At 61.4% G+C, this 18,830-nt stretch carries 19 protein-coding genes; 7 read left to right on the plus strand and 12 right to left on the minus strand.

All coding sequences use genetic code 11. From position 1 onward, the window contains the following. Positions 1 to 11: 11 nt before the first annotated feature. Positions 12 to 1,187 carry an HlyD family secretion protein gene (locus tag EOC83_RS05750; protein WP_244514300.1) on the minus strand — a complete coding sequence of 392 codons (1,176 nt, stop codon included), beginning with the start codon at positions 1,185 to 1,187 and terminating at the stop codon, positions 12 to 14. A gap of 99 nt (positions 1,188 to 1,286) precedes the next feature. Next, positions 1,287 to 1,457, minus strand: coding sequence for a hypothetical protein (locus EOC83_RS05755; protein ID WP_082826673.1), 171 nt, complete (start codon positions 1,455 to 1,457; stop codon positions 1,287 to 1,289). A gap of 181 nt (positions 1,458 to 1,638) precedes the next feature. On the opposite strand from EOC83_RS05755, the gene EOC83_RS05760 reads away from it, so the two are divergent. Genes EOC83_RS05760 through EOC83_RS05775 form a run of 4 tightly spaced genes read left to right on the plus strand, consistent with a single transcriptional unit; the run spans position 1,639 to position 6,048 of the window. After that, complete coding sequence (locus EOC83_RS05760; RefSeq protein WP_013531562.1) at positions 1,639 to 2,256, plus strand: (2Fe-2S)-binding protein; 618 nt, start codon at positions 1,639 to 1,641, stop codon at positions 2,254 to 2,256. 1 nt (position 2,257) lies between these two features. After that, positions 2,258 to 3,280: a xanthine dehydrogenase family protein subunit M gene (locus EOC83_RS05765; RefSeq protein WP_063168019.1), complete on the plus strand. Its 1,023-nt coding sequence runs from the start codon at positions 2,258 to 2,260 to the stop codon at positions 3,278 to 3,280. Positions 3,281 to 3,283: 3 nt separating this feature from the next. Further along, positions 3,284 to 5,563, plus strand: a complete 2,280-nt coding sequence (locus EOC83_RS05770; protein ID WP_063168018.1) for a xanthine dehydrogenase family protein molybdopterin-binding subunit — start codon at positions 3,284 to 3,286, stop codon at positions 5,561 to 5,563. A 23-nt stretch (positions 5,564 to 5,586) separates the two neighbouring features. Further along, positions 5,587 to 6,048 carry a RidA family protein gene (locus EOC83_RS05775; RefSeq protein WP_063168017.1) on the plus strand — a complete coding sequence of 154 codons (462 nt, stop codon included), beginning with the start codon at positions 5,587 to 5,589 and terminating at the stop codon, positions 6,046 to 6,048. Between the two features lie 46 nt (positions 6,049 to 6,094). Here EOC83_RS05775 and EOC83_RS05780 read toward each other — a convergent pair whose 3' ends face one another. Then, a complete protein-coding gene (locus EOC83_RS05780; protein ID WP_063168016.1) occupies positions 6,095 to 7,804 on the minus strand; it encodes an HAD family hydrolase in 1,710 nt (569 codons plus the stop codon). 234 nt (positions 7,805 to 8,038) lie between these two features. Here EOC83_RS05780 and EOC83_RS05785 point away from each other — a divergent pair, with 234 nt between their 5' ends. Continuing rightward, a complete protein-coding gene (locus EOC83_RS05785) occupies positions 8,039 to 8,545 on the plus strand; it encodes a ferritin-like domain-containing protein (protein ID WP_013531567.1) in 507 nt (168 codons plus the stop codon). Between the two features lie 59 nt (positions 8,546 to 8,604). On the opposite strand, the gene EOC83_RS05790 is transcribed toward EOC83_RS05785, so the two are convergent. The 3 genes from EOC83_RS05790 to EOC83_RS05800 all read right to left on the minus strand — a co-directional run bounded on the left by EOC83_RS05790 (position 8,605) and on the right by EOC83_RS05800 (position 10,769). Next, positions 8,605 to 8,754: a hypothetical protein gene (locus EOC83_RS05790; protein WP_013531568.1), complete on the minus strand. Its 150-nt coding sequence runs from the start codon at positions 8,752 to 8,754 to the stop codon at positions 8,605 to 8,607. A gap of 40 nt (positions 8,755 to 8,794) precedes the next feature. Then, on the minus strand, positions 8,795 to 9,766 hold the full coding sequence (locus EOC83_RS05795) for an SDR family oxidoreductase (RefSeq protein WP_024505521.1): 972 nt from the start codon (positions 9,764 to 9,766) through the stop codon (positions 8,795 to 8,797). 307 nt (positions 9,767 to 10,073) lie between these two features. After that, positions 10,074 to 10,769 (minus strand): TetR/AcrR family transcriptional regulator C-terminal domain-containing protein, encoded by a 696-nt coding sequence (locus tag EOC83_RS05800; protein ID WP_013531570.1) that lies wholly within the window; start codon positions 10,767 to 10,769, stop codon positions 10,074 to 10,076. A 192-nt stretch (positions 10,770 to 10,961) separates the two neighbouring features. Here EOC83_RS05800 and EOC83_RS05805 point away from each other — a divergent pair, with 192 nt between their 5' ends. Together EOC83_RS05805 and EOC83_RS05810 are read left to right on the plus strand one after the other, a co-directional pair. After that, entirely contained in the window at positions 10,962 to 11,444 is a 483-nt protein-coding gene (locus EOC83_RS05805; RefSeq protein WP_027161647.1) for a RidA family protein, read from the plus strand. Between the two features lie 418 nt (positions 11,445 to 11,862). Beyond that, the gene (locus EOC83_RS05810; protein WP_224620913.1) at positions 11,863 to 12,507 is read left to right on the plus strand and encodes a GNAT family N-acetyltransferase; all 645 of its coding nucleotides are present in this window, start codon (positions 11,863 to 11,865) and stop codon (positions 12,505 to 12,507) included. Positions 12,508 to 12,511: 4 nt separating this feature from the next. Here EOC83_RS05810 and EOC83_RS05815 read toward each other — a convergent pair whose 3' ends face one another. From EOC83_RS05815 to EOC83_RS05840, 6 genes are all read right to left on the minus strand, one after another. Continuing rightward, positions 12,512 to 13,339, minus strand: a complete 828-nt coding sequence (locus EOC83_RS05815) for an MBL fold metallo-hydrolase (RefSeq protein ID WP_127325922.1) — start codon at positions 13,337 to 13,339, stop codon at positions 12,512 to 12,514. A gap of 3 nt (positions 13,340 to 13,342) precedes the next feature. Continuing rightward, positions 13,343 to 14,137: a TatD family hydrolase gene (locus EOC83_RS05820; protein WP_063168015.1), complete on the minus strand. Its 795-nt coding sequence runs from the start codon at positions 14,135 to 14,137 to the stop codon at positions 13,343 to 13,345. Next, on the minus strand, positions 14,137 to 15,687 hold the full coding sequence (metG, locus tag EOC83_RS05825) for a methionine--tRNA ligase (RefSeq protein ID WP_063168014.1): 1,551 nt from the start codon (positions 15,685 to 15,687) through the stop codon (positions 14,137 to 14,139). Before metG ends, EOC83_RS05820 begins: the two co-directional genes overlap by 1 nt. Before the next feature lie 90 nt (positions 15,688 to 15,777). Then, positions 15,778 to 16,833 (minus strand): DNA polymerase III subunit delta', encoded by a 1,056-nt coding sequence (locus EOC83_RS05830; protein ID WP_063168013.1) that lies wholly within the window; start codon positions 16,831 to 16,833, stop codon positions 15,778 to 15,780. After that, the gene (gene tmk / locus EOC83_RS05835) at positions 16,830 to 17,504 is read right to left on the minus strand and encodes a dTMP kinase (protein WP_063170241.1); all 675 of its coding nucleotides are present in this window, start codon (positions 17,502 to 17,504) and stop codon (positions 16,830 to 16,832) included. Before tmk ends, EOC83_RS05830 begins: the two co-directional genes overlap by 4 nt. Before the next feature lie 140 nt (positions 17,505 to 17,644). Further along, positions 17,645 to 18,811: a D-alanyl-D-alanine carboxypeptidase family protein gene (locus EOC83_RS05840; protein WP_063170240.1), complete on the minus strand. Its 1,167-nt coding sequence runs from the start codon at positions 18,809 to 18,811 to the stop codon at positions 17,645 to 17,647. Positions 18,812 to 18,830 lie beyond the last annotated feature (19 nt).

Below are 18,830 nucleotides of genomic sequence, written 5' to 3' on the forward strand. Positions count from 1 at the left end.
TTCGACGGCGCTCATCTCACCTTGACTGTCGGCACCACCGACAGGCCTGGACCCAGCAGCACGCCCGGCGGTCGGTCGAAGACGATCTTCACGGGCACGCGCTGCACCACCTTGACGAAGTTGCCGGTGGCATTCTCGGCCGGCAGCAGGCTGAAGGCGGTGCCACTGCCCGCCTGGATGCTGTCGACGCGGCCGTGGAAGTTCTTTTCGGGATAGGCGTCGATATCGATGTCGACGGGCTGTCCCGGCCGCATCAGATCAAGCTGGGTCTCCTTGAAATTAGCCTTCACCCAGACCTCGTCGGGAACGAACATCATCAGCACCTGACCAGGCTGGGCGTAGGTGCCCTTGGCGGCCGTGATACTGGTGGCGCGACCGGCGACAGGCGCGGTTATGATGGTGCGCGACAGCATGGTGCGGGCCTGCTCCTGGCTGGCCTTGGCTTGATTGAGCTTTGCTTGCGCGCTCTTGGTCTGTGCTTGCAGAACAGTGACCTGGCTTTTCGCGGCTGCCACGTTTGCTCCGGCGCTGTCGAGGGCGGCCTGGTCCTGGCGCAGGGTAGAAGCGGCCTGTTCCGCCTGCTGTTGGGTGGAGGTTCCCTTGGCCAGCAGCTCACGGTTGCGCTTGTCCTCCGCTTTGGCAAACTCGAGCGCGGCCTGGGCCTGCGCCACCTGCTTCTGTGCCGCATCGATCTTGGCGTTTTGTGCTTCGATCTGTGCACCGACATCGACGATCTCGGCCTGCGCCGAGGCCACACCGGCGTCGGCTTCCGCCAGGCTTGCCTGATAGTCGCTGTCGTCGATGCGCAAGAGCACGTCGCCGGCTTTCACAGACTGGTTGTCGGTGACCGCGACATCGGTGATACGACCCGATATCTCGGCACCGATCGTCACCGTGCGGGCGTCGATGAAAGCATCGTCGGTCGATTCATACTGACGCGCGTCCAGCCACCACAAGACCAGCCCTACGGCAATCAGCAGCACTGCGAGCAGGATGGCGATGGATATGTAAGGGTGCCGCCGAGGGAAGCTCAGCAGGCTGGGCTTTGGTTCTCCGGCCTGCTTATCCTGCTTGTGCTCCTGACCGACGTCTCTCCGGTGCTTTGGCGCCGCCTCTGAGGTGGCCCTGCGTGACGTGGCGTGCGTGTCGCCGGTTTCAGATTCTTCGGTTTGGGTTTTCGCGTCCACGGGAGAACTCCCAGGAGTTTTGACCGTGGCCAGTCAACGACAACTGGTCGTAAAAGGTTCCTGGCGACCGGGCACGGTTTCGCGCCTGGCGGAATTGGTTCAGCCGATTGCCAACCTGACCACGATGGCCAGGATCACGATACCGACCAAGCCGGCTATGAACATAACCCGACGCGTGCGCGTTCGCAGGATGATCTCGCCCTGTCTCGCCTGCTCCGCAGAGAACACAGGTCCATTGTCACCGTCCTTGTCATGCCGACCATCGCTCATGATCGCCTCCTTCCGGCCCTTGGCACACACCGGCTCTTGGCACACAACCATCGCTCGACAGGCGAGGTTCCGGTTATATCGATCCCGCCAGCAGAAAAAGGATCACAGGCTCGTGAGGAGGGAACTTTGTCCTCCGCGACTGGTTTGGGCCGCTTGAGACCCAGCCAGCCCGGAGCCAGCCATGCCCGATGCCAAGATGTCCAGTGGCCTGAGCAGACGCATGTTCATGACGGCCTCTGTTTCGGCGGCGGCGGCGATGCCGCTTGTGAATTCCCCGACGAGAGCTGCCCAGCCAGCGTCCGCAAAGCCAGCCGAACCGCGCGACTTGTCGGCGGTTTCAATGCGTATCAACAAACAGACCTACAATCTCGCGCTCGACAATCGAACCAGCCTGCTTGACGCTCTGCGCGACCACGTCGGCCTGACCGGCACCAAGAAAGGTTGCGATCACGGTCAGTGCGGCGCCTGCACGGTTCTGATCGATGGAAAGCGGGTACTGTCCTGCTTGAGCTTTGCCGTCATGAACCAGGGGCGGGAGATCACAACGGTGGAAGGCCTGGCCTCGACGGACGGGGAACTGCATCCGGTCCAGCAGGCCTTCGTCGACCACGATGCCTTTCAATGCGGCTATTGCACACCGGGTCAGATCATGTCCGCAATCGGTTGCATCAACGAAGGCCATGCTGGATCGGAAGATGACATTCGCGAATATATGAGCGGCAATCTATGTCGCTGTGCGGCGTATCCCAACATCGTTGCGGCGATCGTCCAGGCGCGCGACGAGATCAGGAGGGCTTAGGATGCGCCCCTTCGTTTATGAAAGACCAACCAGCGTCTCCGCTGCAATCGCCATGGCATCCCGTGTCGATGCCGTGCGCGTTCCGCCAACCGGCGCCGACACGCAATTCATCGCCGGCGGCACCAATCTGGCCGACTACATGAAGCTCGGTGTCGCGCGGCCGGACCGACTGCTTGACCTCAACACTCTTGCCGAGCCAGCCTTGCGGCAGATCAGGATAAACGATAACACGATCCGGTTTGGTGCACTGGTCCGCATGGGTGAAGCAGCCGACAACGATGACGTCCGGCGGCGTTGCCCCGCCCTTGCCGACAGCCTGAAATTCGCCGCCAGCGGTCAGCTTCGCAACATGGCGAGCCTGGGCGGCAATGTGCTGCAACGTACGCGCTGCGAGTATTTTCGAGAGATTTCCTGGCCGTGCAACAAGCGCGAACCCGGCTCCGGTTGCGCTGCGATGGAAGGGTCCAATCGCCAACACGCCGTGCTGGGTACGAGCGATGCCTGCATCGCCACGTATCACGGCGATTTCGCGCAGGCGCTGGTTGCGCTCGATGCCACCGTCGAGATCGAAGGTCCGCGGGGAAGGCGCACGCTTGCATTTGCCAAGCTGCACAAACGGCCGGGCGACACGCCCGACATCGAGACGGATCTCGCCGCCGACGAGCTCATAACCGCCATCGAAGTGCGGCTCGAACGGTGGAGCAGCCGGTCGCGCTATCTGAAGATTCGTGATCGCGAATCCTACGCGTTTGCGTTGGCGTCCGCGGCTGTTGCGCTCGACATGGATGGCGAGACGGTAAGGAGTGCGCGCATTGCGCTTGGTGGTGTGGCGACGGTGCCGTGGCGGGCGCGCGAAGCAGAGGACGCGCTACAGGGCAAAGTGCTTGACGAAGCCGCGGCGCAAGAGGCTGCCGAGGCTGCCTTCGCCGATGCCAGACCGCGCGAGCATAACGCATTCAAGATACCGCTCGGCAAGCGCACGCTGGTGCGGGCGCTGCTCGAAACCCGGGATATGAAGGGCTGAGCCATGAACCAAGCTGCACCCGCCCCCAGGGAAAACCAGGGCGATCCGGTTGTCCGCATTGACGCCCGGCTAAAAGTTACCGGACAGGCCGGCTATCCCGCCGACATCGTCACGGCCAACGTCGCCTACGGTGCCCTTGCCACCAGCAGCATTGCCCGGGGCAAGGTTTCGGGACTTCACACGAAAGACGCCCGGGCCGTACCCGGTGTGCTGGACATCGTCACCTATGACGATATGGACAAGACCGACACGCCGAAATTCGGCAACACCGGCGCAAGTTCGATCGGGCCTTTGCACGACAAGACGGTTTTTCACGACGGTCAGATCATCGCTCTGGTGGTTGCCGAGACCTTCGAGGCGGCGGAGGAAGCCGCAATGTTGATCCGCGCCGACTATGAGGACGAACGGCCCGCCGCCAGCTTTGATTCCAAGGGCGTGAAGATGGAGCCGGCTGCCGGCAAAAACCCTATGTTCAAGGAGGATGCGAAGGCCGGTGATTTCGATGCCGCCTGGGCGGATGCGACGGTAAAGATCGACGAAAAATATTCGACACCGACCCAGCATCACAATCCGATCGAACTGTTTTCGACCACCGCAATATGGCAAGGCGACCAGTTGACCATACACGAGCCCAGCCAGAACGTTACCGGCTGGAAGGTGGAACTGGCACGCCAGCTGAAGCTCGATCCGGCCAATGTGCGGATCGTCAGTCCCTATATCGGCGGCGCCTTCGGCTCCAAGGGGCCGATGACGGCACGCACCGCTATCGTTGCCGTCGCGGCGCGACGCATTGGCCGCCCGGTTCGTTGCGTCGTCAATCGCATGCAAGCCTTCGGTACGCAGACCTATCGCGCCGAAACGCGGCATCGGATCCGCATGGGCGCCGGCAAGGACGGCCGCATCACGGCGTTCGGACATGAGGCCTGGGAGGTGACGTCACGCCCCGACCCTTATGTCGTCGGCGGCACGTCCGCCACCGCGCGCATGTACAATTACGGCGCCGTTCTGACGCATGTTTCGCTGGTTCATGCCGACCGCAACACGCCTGGCTACATGCGATCGCCGCCGGAGACGCCTTATGTCTACGCGCTGGAAAACGCCATGGACGAAATGGCCGTGGCCCTCGGCATGGATCCTGTCGAGTTTCGTCGCATCAATGAACCGGAGAAGGAGCCCATCGGAGGCAAGCCATTTTCCAGCCGCTCACTCATCAAGTGCTACGACCAGGCGTCGGAGGCCTTTGGCTGGTCGAAGCGCGATCCCAAGGTCGGCTCGATGCGCGACGGCGACTGGCTGGTCGGGATGGGCTGTGCGACGGCGATCTATCCGACTGCCGCCGCGCCCTGCGCGGCCCGGGTTCGTCTCACCGCCGACGGCGAGGTTCGGATCCAGTGCGGCTCGCATGAAATCGGCACCGGCGTTCGCACCATTGCCGGCCAGATGGCGGCCGAAAGACTGGGCATCGGCATGGACAAGATCAGCGTCGAGATGGGCGACAGTGCCTTGCCGCCGGCTCCCGTGTCGGGCGGATCGATCTCGACCGCCAGTGTCTGCTCGGCGGTCATGAAAGCCTGCGACGCGATACGCGAAAAGCTGTTCGCCGCCGCTGCGGGCAGGGGGGCTCCGCTGGCCGGTTCGGGCAATGCGAAGCTGGACTTGAAGGACGAAGAGGTCGTCACCGAGACCGGCAAATCCGCAAAGCTGGCTGATGTCTTCAAGGCTATGCAAGTCGGCGCCATCGAGGAATATGCCGAGTTTGCGCCGAAGGGTTCTTCGCCTGAAGCCCTCAGCAAACTCTATGCCGGACAGTCGGAATTTCATGGTGGAGAGAACGACGAAGATTCGGTCAAATATGCCTTTGGCGCCGAGTTCGTCGAAGTGCGCATCAACAGCTATACACGCGAAATCCGGGCCCCGCGCATCGTCGGGGCCTTCGCCGCCGGGCGCATCATGAACACGCGCACCGCGCGCAGCCAGCTGATGGGTGGCATGATCTGGGGTATCGGCCAGGCGTTGCACGAGGCGACGGAAATCGATCAGCGACACGCGCGCTACGTCAACCGCGACCTGCAGGACTATCTCGTACCGGTCAACGCCGACATCAAACAGGTCGACGTTATCCTGGTCCCCGAAATCGACCATCAGGTCAACCCTGCCGGCGTCAAGGGTTTGGGCGAACTCGGCAATGTCGGAACGGCTGCTGCCGTGGCGAGTGCCGTCTATCATGCCACCGGCAAGCGCATTCGCGATCTGCCGATCAGAATAGACGATTTGATAGGCTGACGATCAAGAGTTCTGGACGAAGCATGGAACTCGTAACCCATAAGAAATTCAAAAACGGAAAGTTGATGCCGTGGGGAAAAGGCACGGTCGTCTCCGGAGCAAAGGGATTTGTCTACCTTTGCGGAAATACGGCAACCGCCGAAAATTATGATCCGACCGGAAAGAGAGGAGGGGGATTCACTGGCGATGCGGCGGCACAGTGGCGTGCAATTCTGGCGAACATCAAATCAGATCTGGAAGAACTCGGCAGCGCGCTCGACTATCTCATCCGGCTGACCTTCTTCATCAAGGGGCCATTTCCCGATGGCGGCGTTCTGAGTTCACCCAATTTTCGTCTCGACGTACTGGACGAGTTCTTTGCCGAGCATTGCCCGAAGCACTGCAGCTATAACAACCCGCCGCCTTCGGAGGTGATCGGAGTTGCAGCGCTTGCGCAAGCCGACATCGTCGTTGAAATTGTCGCGGTGGCGGCGTTGCCTGACTGAAGAATTTCGCATGCAGCGCTGGCTTGATTGCCTTGGCTCTCGCGTGTCACTCCGGGGCTGTGGCGGGAGCCGTGTAACGGCGGCGCACGGCATCAAGCACCCGCTTGCGGCTCTCCTCCGCCGACAGGGTCTTGTCCTCTTCCGCCTCGGCGGTTTCGCGCGCCAGGTCCTTGTCCCTGATCTGATGTCGAAACCATTTGGAATAGTCGCCGGTGCGCAAATGAAACTCCCAGGTCTTGTCATCTATGCCCTCGGCGATCTGAGCGAAGATCATCAGATTGTGAGCCCTGAGATTCATCGCATTCTCAGGGCCATGGAAATAGAAGCTGCCGGCTTCGTCGAGCTGGCCTTCGGCATATTTCCGGCTGTGCCGCTTGAGTGACTGACGTGGTTCGACCACTTTGACCGTCTTGACTTTTTTGCCTGCCTGCGGCCGCCAGAACAGCACGCGCGCACCTTTCGGGCTGGGGATGACCTTCGGCGGCTCAATGCCGGTTTCACGGCAGAAGACCTTCACGACGTCCTTTGCCTTGGGGCCAAGCGCAATGATGGCTGTCACCAGGCGCAAGGCGTCTGTCGAGATCGCCTCGGGGTGAACGGTGATCAGGATTGTGCCAGGCAATTCCAATGACAGAACCGCCCGCGTATCGTCGCGCCGCTTGGGCAGAAGATGATGCGCTTCATCGATCACGAGCCAGTGCGGTCTCGCGGTGCGCCGGCGGAAACTGCTGAGGCCAGGCAGCAGGTCGGCAAAGAAATCCGGCCTCTCGTCGACCCGCAGGGCCAGTCCATTGACGACTATGTTGCTGTCGGCCTTGGCGATCAGATCGAGCACTTGCGCCTTTGTCGGCGCGCTTGAGCCGTCTCCCAGGCGAACGGCGCCTTCGAGGCCATCATAGTCGCCTTCGGGATCGAAGACACAAAACTGAAAGCCGCTTTCGACGAAGCGTTCGGTCAGCGCGGTGGCCAAGGTGGATTTACCGATACCGGAACTCCCGGCAATGAGGATCGTGTCGCTCGGCGACAGGTAGGTATCATCGCCGCCAGATGATCCAAGAACGATGCCGTCATGGCGCTTCGGCACTATCGCGTGATCACGCTTTATCAGCTTTGCGATCAGTTGCTCCACGCCTTTGCCTCGGGCGCCAGGCATGATCAGGTTGGCTGTATCCTTGACCGCCGGAATTGCATTGTCGACGGCGACGCTGCAGCCACAGGCTTGCAGGAACGCATGATCGTTCTCGGCGTCGCCGACGCCGACGACGTTGTGCGGCGAAAGTCGAAGGTCCTGAAGGGCCGCGGCGAGCCCGGTGGCTTTGTTGATGCCGCTCGGCAGGATCATCACCGCGCCCTTGTTGAAGATGATTTCCAGTTCGAGACCCATCTTCTTGATGACCTCAAGCACGGTCGCTTGATGCGGTTCCCAGGTCGCGACGATCGATCGTCCGACCGAAAGCGGCTTGACGCCCTGCCTCTTCAACCTGGCGACGAATTTGGGCTCGGGCGGCGGGGCGATCACCCGCTCTTCCTCGCTGGCCGGCGTGTAGATCATCGCGCCATTCTCAGCGACGACCTTGTCGAAGAGGCTAAGCTCGGGAAAGACGCCCTTGAGATCGGGCAGTTCACGCCCGGTGACGAGAACCAGCTTGCGGCCGCTTTTCTTGAACCGCTCAAGCGCAGTGAGCGTTTTCTTGGCGACGACCCCATCATGAGCCAGCGTGCCGTCATAGTCAGTCGCCAATGCAATGAAATACATTCCGCCAACCCTTCTCGGTTCCGATTGCTCTGCGGCTAGAACGTGTGATCGAGACAAAGGCTCCCCGCCGACCGGATCGAGGTCTTGGAGAAGGGGGAACGGTCCGCCCTCGGAAATCAGGAACTCCTTCGGTGCCGGCACGTTGACCAGAGAAGCCGGGAACCGTCCCGGTCTTTGTTGGCGGCGCAAACCCCGTCGCCGAAATCCACACCAAGCGCAATGAAAGGTAAGGCCATGGGCTTCTTTTCGAAGGACATAAAGACACTCGACGATCTCTTCGTGCACACGCTGCGCGACATCTATTACGCCGAAAAGCAGATCGAGAAAGCGCTGCCGAAGATGATCGACAAGGCAACCGACCCGCAATTGAAAGCCGGATTTGAAAAGCACCTCGATCAGACGAGAGGCCATGTCGAGCGCGTCGAACAGGTGTTTGAGTTGCATGGCGTCAAGGCCAAGGAGGTCAACTGTCCGGCAATCGACGGCATTCTCGAGGAGGCCGACGATGTGAGCGGTGACGTCGATGACAAGGAGGTTCTCGACGCGGCGCTGATTGCTTCGGCGCAGGCCGTCGAACACTACGAGATGACGCGCTACGGCACGCTCATCGCCTGGGCCAAGCAGCTTGGCCGCACCGACTGCGCCAATGTGCTGGCCAAGAATCTCAAGGAAGAACAGGCGACAGATCGCAAGCTCACCGAAATGGCGGAAAGCAAGATCAACCTGCAGGCAGCCGAATAAGGCTGCAATCCGGCCGGCTGGTAACTCGGCCGGCCGGATTGCCGGTAGGTTCCATCCCGTCAGCGAGACGGGTCGACGCCCAGTGCCGCTGATTGCTTGCGCAGCGCCTCACCGTCATCCTGCGGCACATGCCGAGCAGACCCTGCGGTTTCCGTGTAGATGCGATACGCTACACAAGCGAACGCCACCATGAAAAGCAGACGGCCCATCCATCCTACTCCTTCGTTGCGGACTTCGTTTCGGCCATCCTCAGTACCCTCCGACGACGGGCAAGATTTCGCCGGTGATGTAGCTCGAGCAATGCGGCGAAGCGAGGAACACATAGGCCGGCGCGAGCTCTTCCGGTTGCGCTGGTCGTTTCATTGGCGTGTCGGCGCCGAATTTCGAGACGTCGTCAGCTTCCTTGTCCGACGGATTGAGCGGCGTCCACACCGGACCCGGTGCTACCGCATTCACCCTTATGCCCTTGCCGATGAGATTGCCCGACAGGGCCCGCGTGAAAGCATGAATGCCGCCCTTGGTCATCGAATAGTCGACCAGCTGTTTTGAACCGTCGATACCGGTTACCGAACCGGTGTTGATGATCGCCGAACCGGGTTTCATGTGCGGCACCGCTTCCTGCGCCATATGAAAATAGCCGTAAAGATTGGTCTTCAACGTCGTGTCGAAATGTTCTTCGGTGAGCTCGCCGAAGTCGCTGGAATGGATCTGGAACGCAGCATTGTTGACCAGCACGTCGATGCGGCCGAATTTTTCAACGGTCTCCATGACCGCCTTGTGGCAGTGGCTGCGTTCGCTGACATCGGCCTTGACCAGGAGGCAGCGTCGTCCCTCCTTTTCCACCGCGGATTTGGTCTCTTCAGCGTCCTTGTCCTCGGCCAGATAGACGATCGCGACGTCGGCGCCCTCGCGGGCGAACAACACCGCCACCGAGCGGCCGATGCCCGAATCGCCGCCCGTGATGAGCGCTACCTTTTGGTTGAGTTTTTTCGATCCGAGATAGTAAGGCGCATCGTACAGCGGCGCCGGCTCTATGGCCCATTCATGTCCCGGTTTGGGCTGATGTTGCTCAGGGAAGGGGGGCTCGGGATATTCGCGGGCGCCAGCCTGCATGGCGCCTTGAAGCTTCCCATCGCCTTTCGATTTGTCCTTGGCATCGATGCCACGTTGGATATGGCGCTGCTTGGCCGCTTCACCGGCTATTTCCGACTTCATCTGCATGATCGTCTCCTTGGCTTGGAGAGAAAACAACGCATGTCGGCCAAAAAGGTTTTGCGCAAAAGATCGACTGCAGAGAGGATTCCGACCAGCGGTTGGCAATGCGTGGCGACGACATCGCCAACTGCAACAATTCAGCTGCAATGCAGCCGCACCAGCCACCGCCGCGATGGGATCGAGCATCTGGGGCTTGCCCGCTGCCTGCGCCGCCTTGGCGGCGAGCCAAACGTGATGATGTGGACTGGGAAGCTCTTGCGTCGCGTGCGCAAAGCAGCGCCATCCGGTCTGCTCCGGGCGGAGCGCCGGAATTCTATCTTGGCGAGAGGCCGTCGAGCAGGAAGTCGAGGCCTCTTCGGAAGGCGCCATCCCAATCGTTGTCCAACAGCAGACGAGAGCGTTCGATTGTCGGGTAGTGTTCGCTGAGATGTGTAAGACGCTGCTGTGCGGCTGCCCTGTCTTCTTCCGAGAGATCGAAGCTTGCCCGGGTGAGGGTGGCGCCCATCACATAGTTCCAGAGCGACCATATCGCGGCGTTCAGATCCGCGTCCGCAACACCGGCTCTGGACAAGGTCTTGCTCAGCATTTCCAGGCGACCGAGAATGTTCCGACCGAGCGCCCGGCGCGGCAACAGCGATGCCGACCAAGGATGGCGCAACATTCTGGCGCGCCAGTCTTCGAGCATATGAACGACGTCTCCGCGCCAGTCCGGAGACTCACCTGTTTCAGGCGATCCGCGATGTTCGAGCACCGAATCGACTGCTAGATCAAAGACATCCTCCTTGTTGTCGACGTGCCAATATAGACTCATCACACCCGAGCCGAGGCGATCGGCCAGCCGACGCATTGTCAATCCGTCTATGCCCTGGGCGTCCAGCAGTTCCACCGCGGTCGCCACGATACGCTCTCGAGACAGCGGCGGCTCGGTGCTCGCTTGCTGCACGGGCTGGAGCGACACGCTTATCCGTTGATCCCCTTTGCTCCGGGCGCCGCTGCGTTTGGCTACCATCCGTCGTCCTCGCTTTTTCAGAACATCGATTTTGACCGGCAACGCGACAAATGTCGATCTTGAGCGATTGACTCGTACGACGTACCATACGATGACTCGTACATCGCACGATTCACGTAGCGATTAGGTTAAAGTTCAATCTGCAGGCGCCAGGGTAGGTTGCTCGCAGGCTGCGGAGCCAAGCGAAAAACCATGTCACGCGCAATCAAGCATCTGCTTATCGGAGGGCTAATCATCATGACCATTGCAGTCCCCACTGCGTCGCCGGCGAACGAGTTCAAGCTGACTATTGTCAATCCACAGGCACTCTACGACCCGTCGCCGAATGGCTACAGCACCGCCGTAATCGCACCGCTCGGAGCTCGGATCGCCTACATCTCCGGGCAGGGCGGCCAAGACAGCACAGGAACCTTGTCACCGGATTTCGCCGTCCAGGTGAAGCAGGCCTACGCAAATTTGCATGCTGCGCTTGAGGGCATCGGCGCCAAGCCGGATCAGGTGGCGAAGCTCACGGTCTTCGTGGTCGACCACGACATGTCCAAGCTCGAGGTGTTGACCAGGAACGTCAAGGACATGTTCGGCGAGGCGCTGCCGGCGCAGACTCTGGTTCCCGTTCCCAAGCTTGCAATCGATCCCATGCTTTTCGAGGTGGAGGCCACCGTTATTCTGGAATAGTCGCTCCGATTGACCCGATCGTTCGAACAAAGAGTCGAGCGCGCTGCCGACGGCTGCGCGCTCACAATATCGAGCGGATGTTTCCAAGCCTCACGTGTTTCCAGGCTGAAGCCTCCAAGGGAACTGGAAAGTGAAGTCGGGGACCGCCGCATCCATGCCGCTCGCCGTATCCAAAAGTCGCATAAGATAGATTATGGAACTAACGCATGGGCCAAGAACTGTAAATTGCCGCTGATTCTCATAGGCTTGAGCCGATTGTGGCGTATTGCCTTGAGCGGATCGCCAACGCTAGGCTGTTGAAATGAAGATGGCAAACAGCGAGATCGAAGCGGCAATCGAAGTGTTCGTGCATGGCTTCAGCGCTGATAGGAGCCGCACCTTTCCTTACGAGGCCAGCCGCGTTGGACCATTGTGGCTGATGCGCGATGCCGAACGCAAGAATCCTCGCGATTACCGCGGCGAAGAATGGGTCGTCCATGACGTCGCCGCTCAAGAGACCGATGCCGTCGTGCGGCAGCATGCGCGGCCGGGCTTTGCCATTTCCGTTGTGATCGCGAACGACGATCCGGACGGGCCGACACGAACCGCCTACAAAGCTCTCGGCTACCGGCTGCTGCGGACCGAAGGCTTTTTCGTCCACCGATTGCACCGGATTCCGAACCCGCCATCGGTTGCTTCGGTCGAACGCGTGCAGACGGCCGAACGGGCGGCACAGTTGGGAAAGATCATCCGCAGGCAGCCGATCCCAGACGATTTGCTCGGCGACACCGCGCCGTTCCGCCAGTATGTGGCAATCGACGGCGCCGACATCGTTGGGCGCGTTCGCAGCCTGGATGCCGTGGGAGCCACCTGGTGTTCGAGCATGTATGTCGAGCCGTCGCACCGGCGTCGCGGCATTGGTCAGGCTTTGATATCGAAAATGTTGCACGACGATCGCGCGCGCGGGTCAAGGTACTCGGTGCTGGCAGCAACCCATGCCGGGGCGCTGCTTTATCCCCGGATGGGCTACGAGCGGATCGGAACGCTGCTGATATTTGCACCAAGGAGCCGAAAGCCCTCATGAAGCTCTATTCGCATCGTGCTGATTCATAAGGGATTTCTATAACCATGCCGTCATAGGCGGGTTCGACATTGGCTGGTGTCTCGGCCATCACCGAGACGTAGTCGAGCGGCACGTGCATATGTGTCAGCACCGCATGTATCGGCGCCAGCCGCTGGATCCATTCAAGCGCTTCGCCAAGTGACAGATGACTTGGATGCGTCCGGTACTGCAGCGCGTCGATGATCAGCACGTCGAGGTCGCCCAGCCGTTCGGCGGTGGGTTCCGGAAAGTCGCTGATGTCGGGGCAATAGGCGAGACCGCCAATGCGGAAACCGAGCGATACGATGTCGCCGTGGATCTGCGGCAGCGGCTCGAGGGTGAGGGTACCCCCCTCTCCTTCGACGACCACCGGCCTGGTGTGGTCGATGAGATGCGGCCTGACGATCGGCGGATAGGAACTGCCTTGCGGCGTCTCGAAACAGTATCCGAACGCTTCCCGCAGCCGAAGCATCGTCGCCCTGTCGGCATGGACGTCGATGAGCTGGCGCTGATCGAGGACGAAACCGCGCAGATCGTCGATGCCATGGATATGGTCGGCATGCGGGTGGGTATAGACGACCGCATCGACACGGTTGACGCCGGCCAGCAGCATCTGCTGCCGAAAATCCGGCCCCGTGTCGATGACGACAGTCGTTCGGCTGCCGTTCGCCGCAATCCGCTCGACGAGCGCGGCGGCACGGGTGCGCCGGTTCCTGGGGTTGTCGGGGTCGCAATTGCCCCAATCGCCGGTGATGCGCGGCGTACCTGGGGACGAGCCGCAGCCGAGAATGGTGAGGCGCAGCCGGTCAGTCATCGTTCAGGCACTTTGCTCTGCAGGCCGCGGCATCTTGCCGAACAGCCGGAAGAAATTATCTGTGGTCAGATCGGCGATTTCAGCTTCGCTTACCCCGATCGTTTCGGCCAGCACTTTGGCGGTATGGGCGACATAGGCGGGCTCGTTGCGTTTGCCGCGAAACGGCACGGGCGCCAGATAGGGCGCATCGGTTTCGACCAGCAATCGGGCATGCGGGACATCGGCGGCAATGGCACGCAACTCAGCTGAATTCTTGAAGGTCAGGATGCCCGAGAACGACACGTAGCCACCGAGAGCGACGCCCACCTCGGCAAGCCGGCGCCCGGAAGAAAAGCAATGCAGGATGAAGGGGAAGGCGCCCTTCCCTGTTTCGTCCTCGAGAATATCAGCCATGTCGGCATCGGCATCGCGCGAATGGATGACCAGCGGCAGCCCCGTTTCACGGGCGGCGGCGATGTGGTTGCGAAAGCCTTGCGCCTGTGCATCGCGTGGCGCCTTGTCGTAAAAATAGTCGAGACCGGCCTCGCCGATGGCCACTACTTTTGGGTGCGCGGATAGCCGCACAAGCTCCTCGACCGTGATATCCAGTTCTTCGGCCGCATTGTGCGGATGAGTGCCGACAGAGCAATAGATTTCGTCGAAAGTTTCAGCGATCTCAAGTACTTGCGGAAACCGCTTCACGCGTGTCGAGATCGTCACCATACGGCCAATTCCGGCGGCTAAAGCGCGGGCGACGATGGCCGCCCGCTCCTCGGCGAAATCTGGAAAATCCAGATGGCAGTGGCTGTCGACGAGCATCAGATGTTCGCGTCCGGCTGTTCGACGTAACGCGGAAACACGCCTTCCGGCACCGGCAACGCAGTGCCGGGCACAAGCGCGTGATCCGCGTGGACATGCACGAAATCGCGGCTCTCCGCCGGCACCGCCAGCAGGTCGAGCAGTTTCGCGGCCGAGCCCGGAGTGAAGGGCTGACACAGCACCGCCACGCGGCGCACGACTTCGGCGGTCGTCCACAGCACCGTTTCCATGCGCGCCGGGTTGGTCTTCTTCAGCGCCCATGGTGCCTCGCCGGCGAAGTAGCGATCGGCTTCCGCCACCACGCCGAAGATAGCTGCCAGCGCCAGATGGATGCCCTGCTCGGCGACCGCCTTGCGCGCGGTGTCGAGCGCGGCGGCGGCCTGATCCAGGATCGCTCTGTCTGCATCCGTCAGCTCGCCGCGCTGCGGCACCACGCCGCCGCAGTTCTTGGCGATCATCGACAGCGAACGCTGCGCCAGGTTGCCGAGACCGTTGGCAAGATCGGCATTGGTGCGGTTGACGATCGCGTCATGGCTGTAGCTGCCATCGTTACCGAACGGCACCTCGCGCAGGAAGAAGTAGCGCACCTGGTCGAGACCGTAGTGCTCGACCATCGCGAATGGATCGACGACGTTGCCAACAGATTTCGACATCTTCTCGCCGCGGTTGAACAGGAAGCCATGCGCGAAGACGCGCTTTGGCAACTCGATGCCCGCCGACATCAGAAATGCCGGCCAATAGACCGCATGGAAGCGGACAATGTCCTTGCCGATGATGTGCGTGGCCGGCCAATAGTGCCATTGCTCGGCCTTTGTGTCGGGATAGCCGGCGGCGGTGATGTAGTTGGTCAAGGCGTCGACCCAGACATACATCACATGCTTGTCGTCGCCTGGCACCGGCACGCCCCATTTGAAGGTCGTGCGCGAGATCGACAGATCCTTCAGCCCCGACTTGACGAAGCTGAGCACCTCGTTGCGGCGCTCGGTCGGACCGACAAAGTCGGGCTGGCTCTCATAAAGCGCCAGCAATTTGTCCTGATAGGCGGAAAGCCGGAAGAAATAGCTTTCTTCCTCGTTCCATTCGACCGGCGACCCAAGCGGTTCGCGGCGCACGCCGTCGTCGCCGAGCGTCGTCTCGCTCTCGTCGAAATAGGCTTCCTGGCGCACCGAATACCAGCCGCTATAGCGGTCGAGATAGATGTCGCCATTGGCGGCCATCGCTTTCCAGATCGCCTGACAGGATTCGTAGTGGCGCGGTTCGGTCGTGCGAATGTATTGGTCATTCGAGCCGCCCATCGCCTCGGTCATTGCGCGGAAAATCGCCGAATTGCGGTCGGCCAGCGCCAGTGGCGTTATACCTTCCTTCTCGGCAGTTTGCTGCATCTTCAGGCCATGCTCGTCGGTGCCGGTCAGGAAGAAGACGTCCTTGCCGTCCAGGCGCTGGAAGCGTGCCAGGGCGTCGGTTGCAATGACCGTATAGGCGTGGCCGATATGCGGCTTGCCGTTCGGATAAAAGATCGGGGTGGTGATGTAGAATTTGTCGCGTGACATGAATGAACCGTCATGAATGTCTGAATGGAAAGGCGTGGCGGTGGATATCGTATCGAGGCAGCATTTGCCATCCCGATCCAGGAAACCCAGTCACATTCGCATTGCAGAATTCAGGCGGTCGATCATGATCAAGGCGTGCTGCTTCTTATCGAGATTGTAAGTATCGGTCTCAGATATAGCGTCCAGCGCCTCATGCCAAGTGTCCGACAGCGTTTTGGCTCGTGCGAGATCGCCAGCCAGTGCTGCCTGGCTTGCCGCGTCCGACAACAGGTCTAGCACCCGGCGGTTGAAGATATCGAACTGGATCGCCTGATCGCGGCCGGCCACGGCTTCGGCGAGGCGGAACGCGCCGCCGACATCGCTCTTTTTCCCGGTGACCAGAGCGTCGAGCGTCGAAGCGATCTCCAACCCGCCATACTGCGTCAAGAGGATCGCGGTGCGGGCGCTGCCCCCTGCCCGCTCGGCCAGTGCCGCGCGCGCCGCCGGATCCTCAGGCGGCGCCGGCTCGGTCGTTTCCAGCACCGTCATCAGGTCGTCGGCGTCGAGCGGGTTCAATCTCACCACCTGACAGCGCGACCGGATCGTCGGCAGCAGGCTGCCCGGCGCGTGGACAATCAGGATGAACAGAGTCCGTGCCGGCGGCTCTTCAAGATTTTTCAGCAAGGCATTGGCGGCATTGGTGTTCATGTCGTCGGCGGGGTCGACGATGACGACCCGGTAGCTGCCGTCATGCGAGGTCAGCGACAGGAAGCGGCTGACCTTGCGGATCTCATCGACGGTGACGACCGTCTTGAAACTCTTGGTCTTGTCGTTCAGCGGCCGGGTCAGATGCAGCACGGAAGGATGCGCCCCGGTGGCGATCTGGCGAAACAGCGACGACGCCGGATCGGGAGCGGCAAGGCTTTCCGGCGCCTGCGCGAAATCCGGGTGCTTCAGCAGATGATGCGCAAGGTGGAAGGCGAGCGTCGCCTTGCCGATGCCGACTGGCCCGGAAAAGATCAGCGCATGCGGCAGCTTGCCGGCGCGATAGGCGGCGGTGAGCACGCCTGCAGCCTGGCCGTGCCCGACCAGAAGGGGCGTTTCGGAGGGCTCCGGCACGCCGTCGAGCGTGTCGTGCTGCTCGGGTGCGATGCGCTCGAAGATCATGCCGGCGTCGCCTGCCTGTCGCGTGCCGGCGCTCTCGCCGCCAGCGCCGCGAACACTGCCGCGGTGACGACGTTCTCAACCGCGTCGGGCTCGGCGGCTGCGTCGACGACGATGCAGCGCTCCGGCTCGGCCTTGGCGATCGCCAGAAACGCCTCGCGGCGGGCCTGGTGGATCGCCAGCGTCTCCTTTTCGAAACGGTCGGCGACTGCCTCGGCGCCGCGCCGCAGCGTTGCGCGCCTCAGGCCTTCCGCTGGGTCGATGTCGAAGATCAGCGTCATGTCCGGCATCATGCCGTTGATGGCGACCTGTTCCAGCGCATCCATGAACGCCGGATCGATGCCGCCGGTGACGCCCTGATAGACGCGTGAGGAATCGAGGAAGCGGTCGCAAAGCACGATGGAGCCACGCTCGACCGCCGGCCGGATCACCTGCTCGACATGATCGGACCGCGCGGCGGCGAACAGCAGCGCTTCCATCTTCGGCCCGAACGGTTCGGCTGCGCCCGACAGCAGCACATGCCTGACCGCTTCGGCGCCCGGCGAGCCGCCGGGTTCGCGGGTAAGCAGCACGTCGTATTTCTTGGCGCGCATCTTCCTGGCCAGCCGCTCGATCTGCGTCGACTTGCCTGCCCCCTCGCCGCCTTCGAAGGTGATGAAAAAACCGCGTGCCAACCGAGAGGCCTTCTTGTCCATGGCTGAATGGGATTGTAGCGCTCTAGATAGTCCGCGTTGGGCCAAACGTCCATGCCGTCGATTTTTTGCCCTTATGCATGCCGTTCCCCAAAACCATGGCTGGTTTTGAGCGACATGCGTTAGCGCAGCCAGCCGATCACCAGTTCCTTGACGGCATCGAGCGCGCGCTGCGGCAGCGTGCCGACGCCGATCGATTCGGCAGCGAAAAGCGGCGTCTCCTGGCTCAGCGTATCGCCGATCCAGACGCGCAGCGCACCCACCGGCTGCCCCTCCTCCACCGGTGCTGCAACCGGGCCGTCATAGACGATCCTGGCCGTCAGCTTGTCGCGGTTGGTGATCGGCAGGAAGATGTCGATCGGTCCCTTTGCCTTCAGCGTCACCCCGGATTTGGCGCCGCCGAAAACCTGGGCTTCTCCAACCACCTCGTCCCTGGCGAAAATTTCGGTCTTCTCGAAGGAGCGGACACCCCAGTCGAGCAGCTTTCGCGCTTCCTCGGCGCGCTCCTTGTCCGAGGCCAGCCCGCTCATCGCCGCGATCACGCGGGTACCATTGTGGCTGAGCGAACCGACGATGCCGAAGCCGGCTGCCTCGCTCGCCCCGACCGCCAGGCCGTCGGCGCCGATGTCCATCGCCAGCAGCGGATTGCGGTTCCTCTGTGAGATCTTGTTCCAGGTGAAATCCTTTTGGGCATAATAGCGATAGAAATCCGGATAATCGCGCCACAGGTGCAGGGCGAGCTGCGCCAGCTCGCGCACGGTCGTCTGCTGGCCATCCGCCGGCAGGCCGGTCGAATTGACGAAAGTCGACGTCTTGAGGCCGATCTGGCGGGCGCGTTCGGTCATCTGCACGGCAAAATTGTCTTCGGATCCCGACATGCCTTCGGCGATGACGATGCAGCCGTCATTGGCCGCCTGCACGGTCACGCCCTGAATCAGGTCTTCGAGCCGGATCGACGACTTGAGCTTGGCGAACATCGTCGATGTTCCCGAAGGCGCGCCACCCTTGCGCCAGGCGTTCTCGCTGACCACGAACGTATCGTCGAGCTTCAGGCGGCCGGATTTGATGGCATTGAAAACCACTTCCATGGTCATCAGCTTGGCCATCGAGGCCGGCGGTATCGGCTTGTCGGCCTCCTTGGAAAACAGCACCGTCCCGGTCTCGGCATCGATCATGAAGGCCTGCGCGGCCTTGGTCTCGAACAGCTGTGCACCGGCCGGAGCCTGGAAAAACAGCAGCAAGCCAAAAACCAGAAGCCCGGCGAGAGGCGGGAGCAAGCGAAATTGCATGATGTTCGACCCGTTGGCC

The sequence above is a fragment of the Mesorhizobium sp. Primo-A genome (assembly GCF_003997175.1).
Classification (GTDB): domain Bacteria; phylum Pseudomonadota; class Alphaproteobacteria; order Rhizobiales; family Rhizobiaceae; genus Mesorhizobium; species Mesorhizobium ciceri.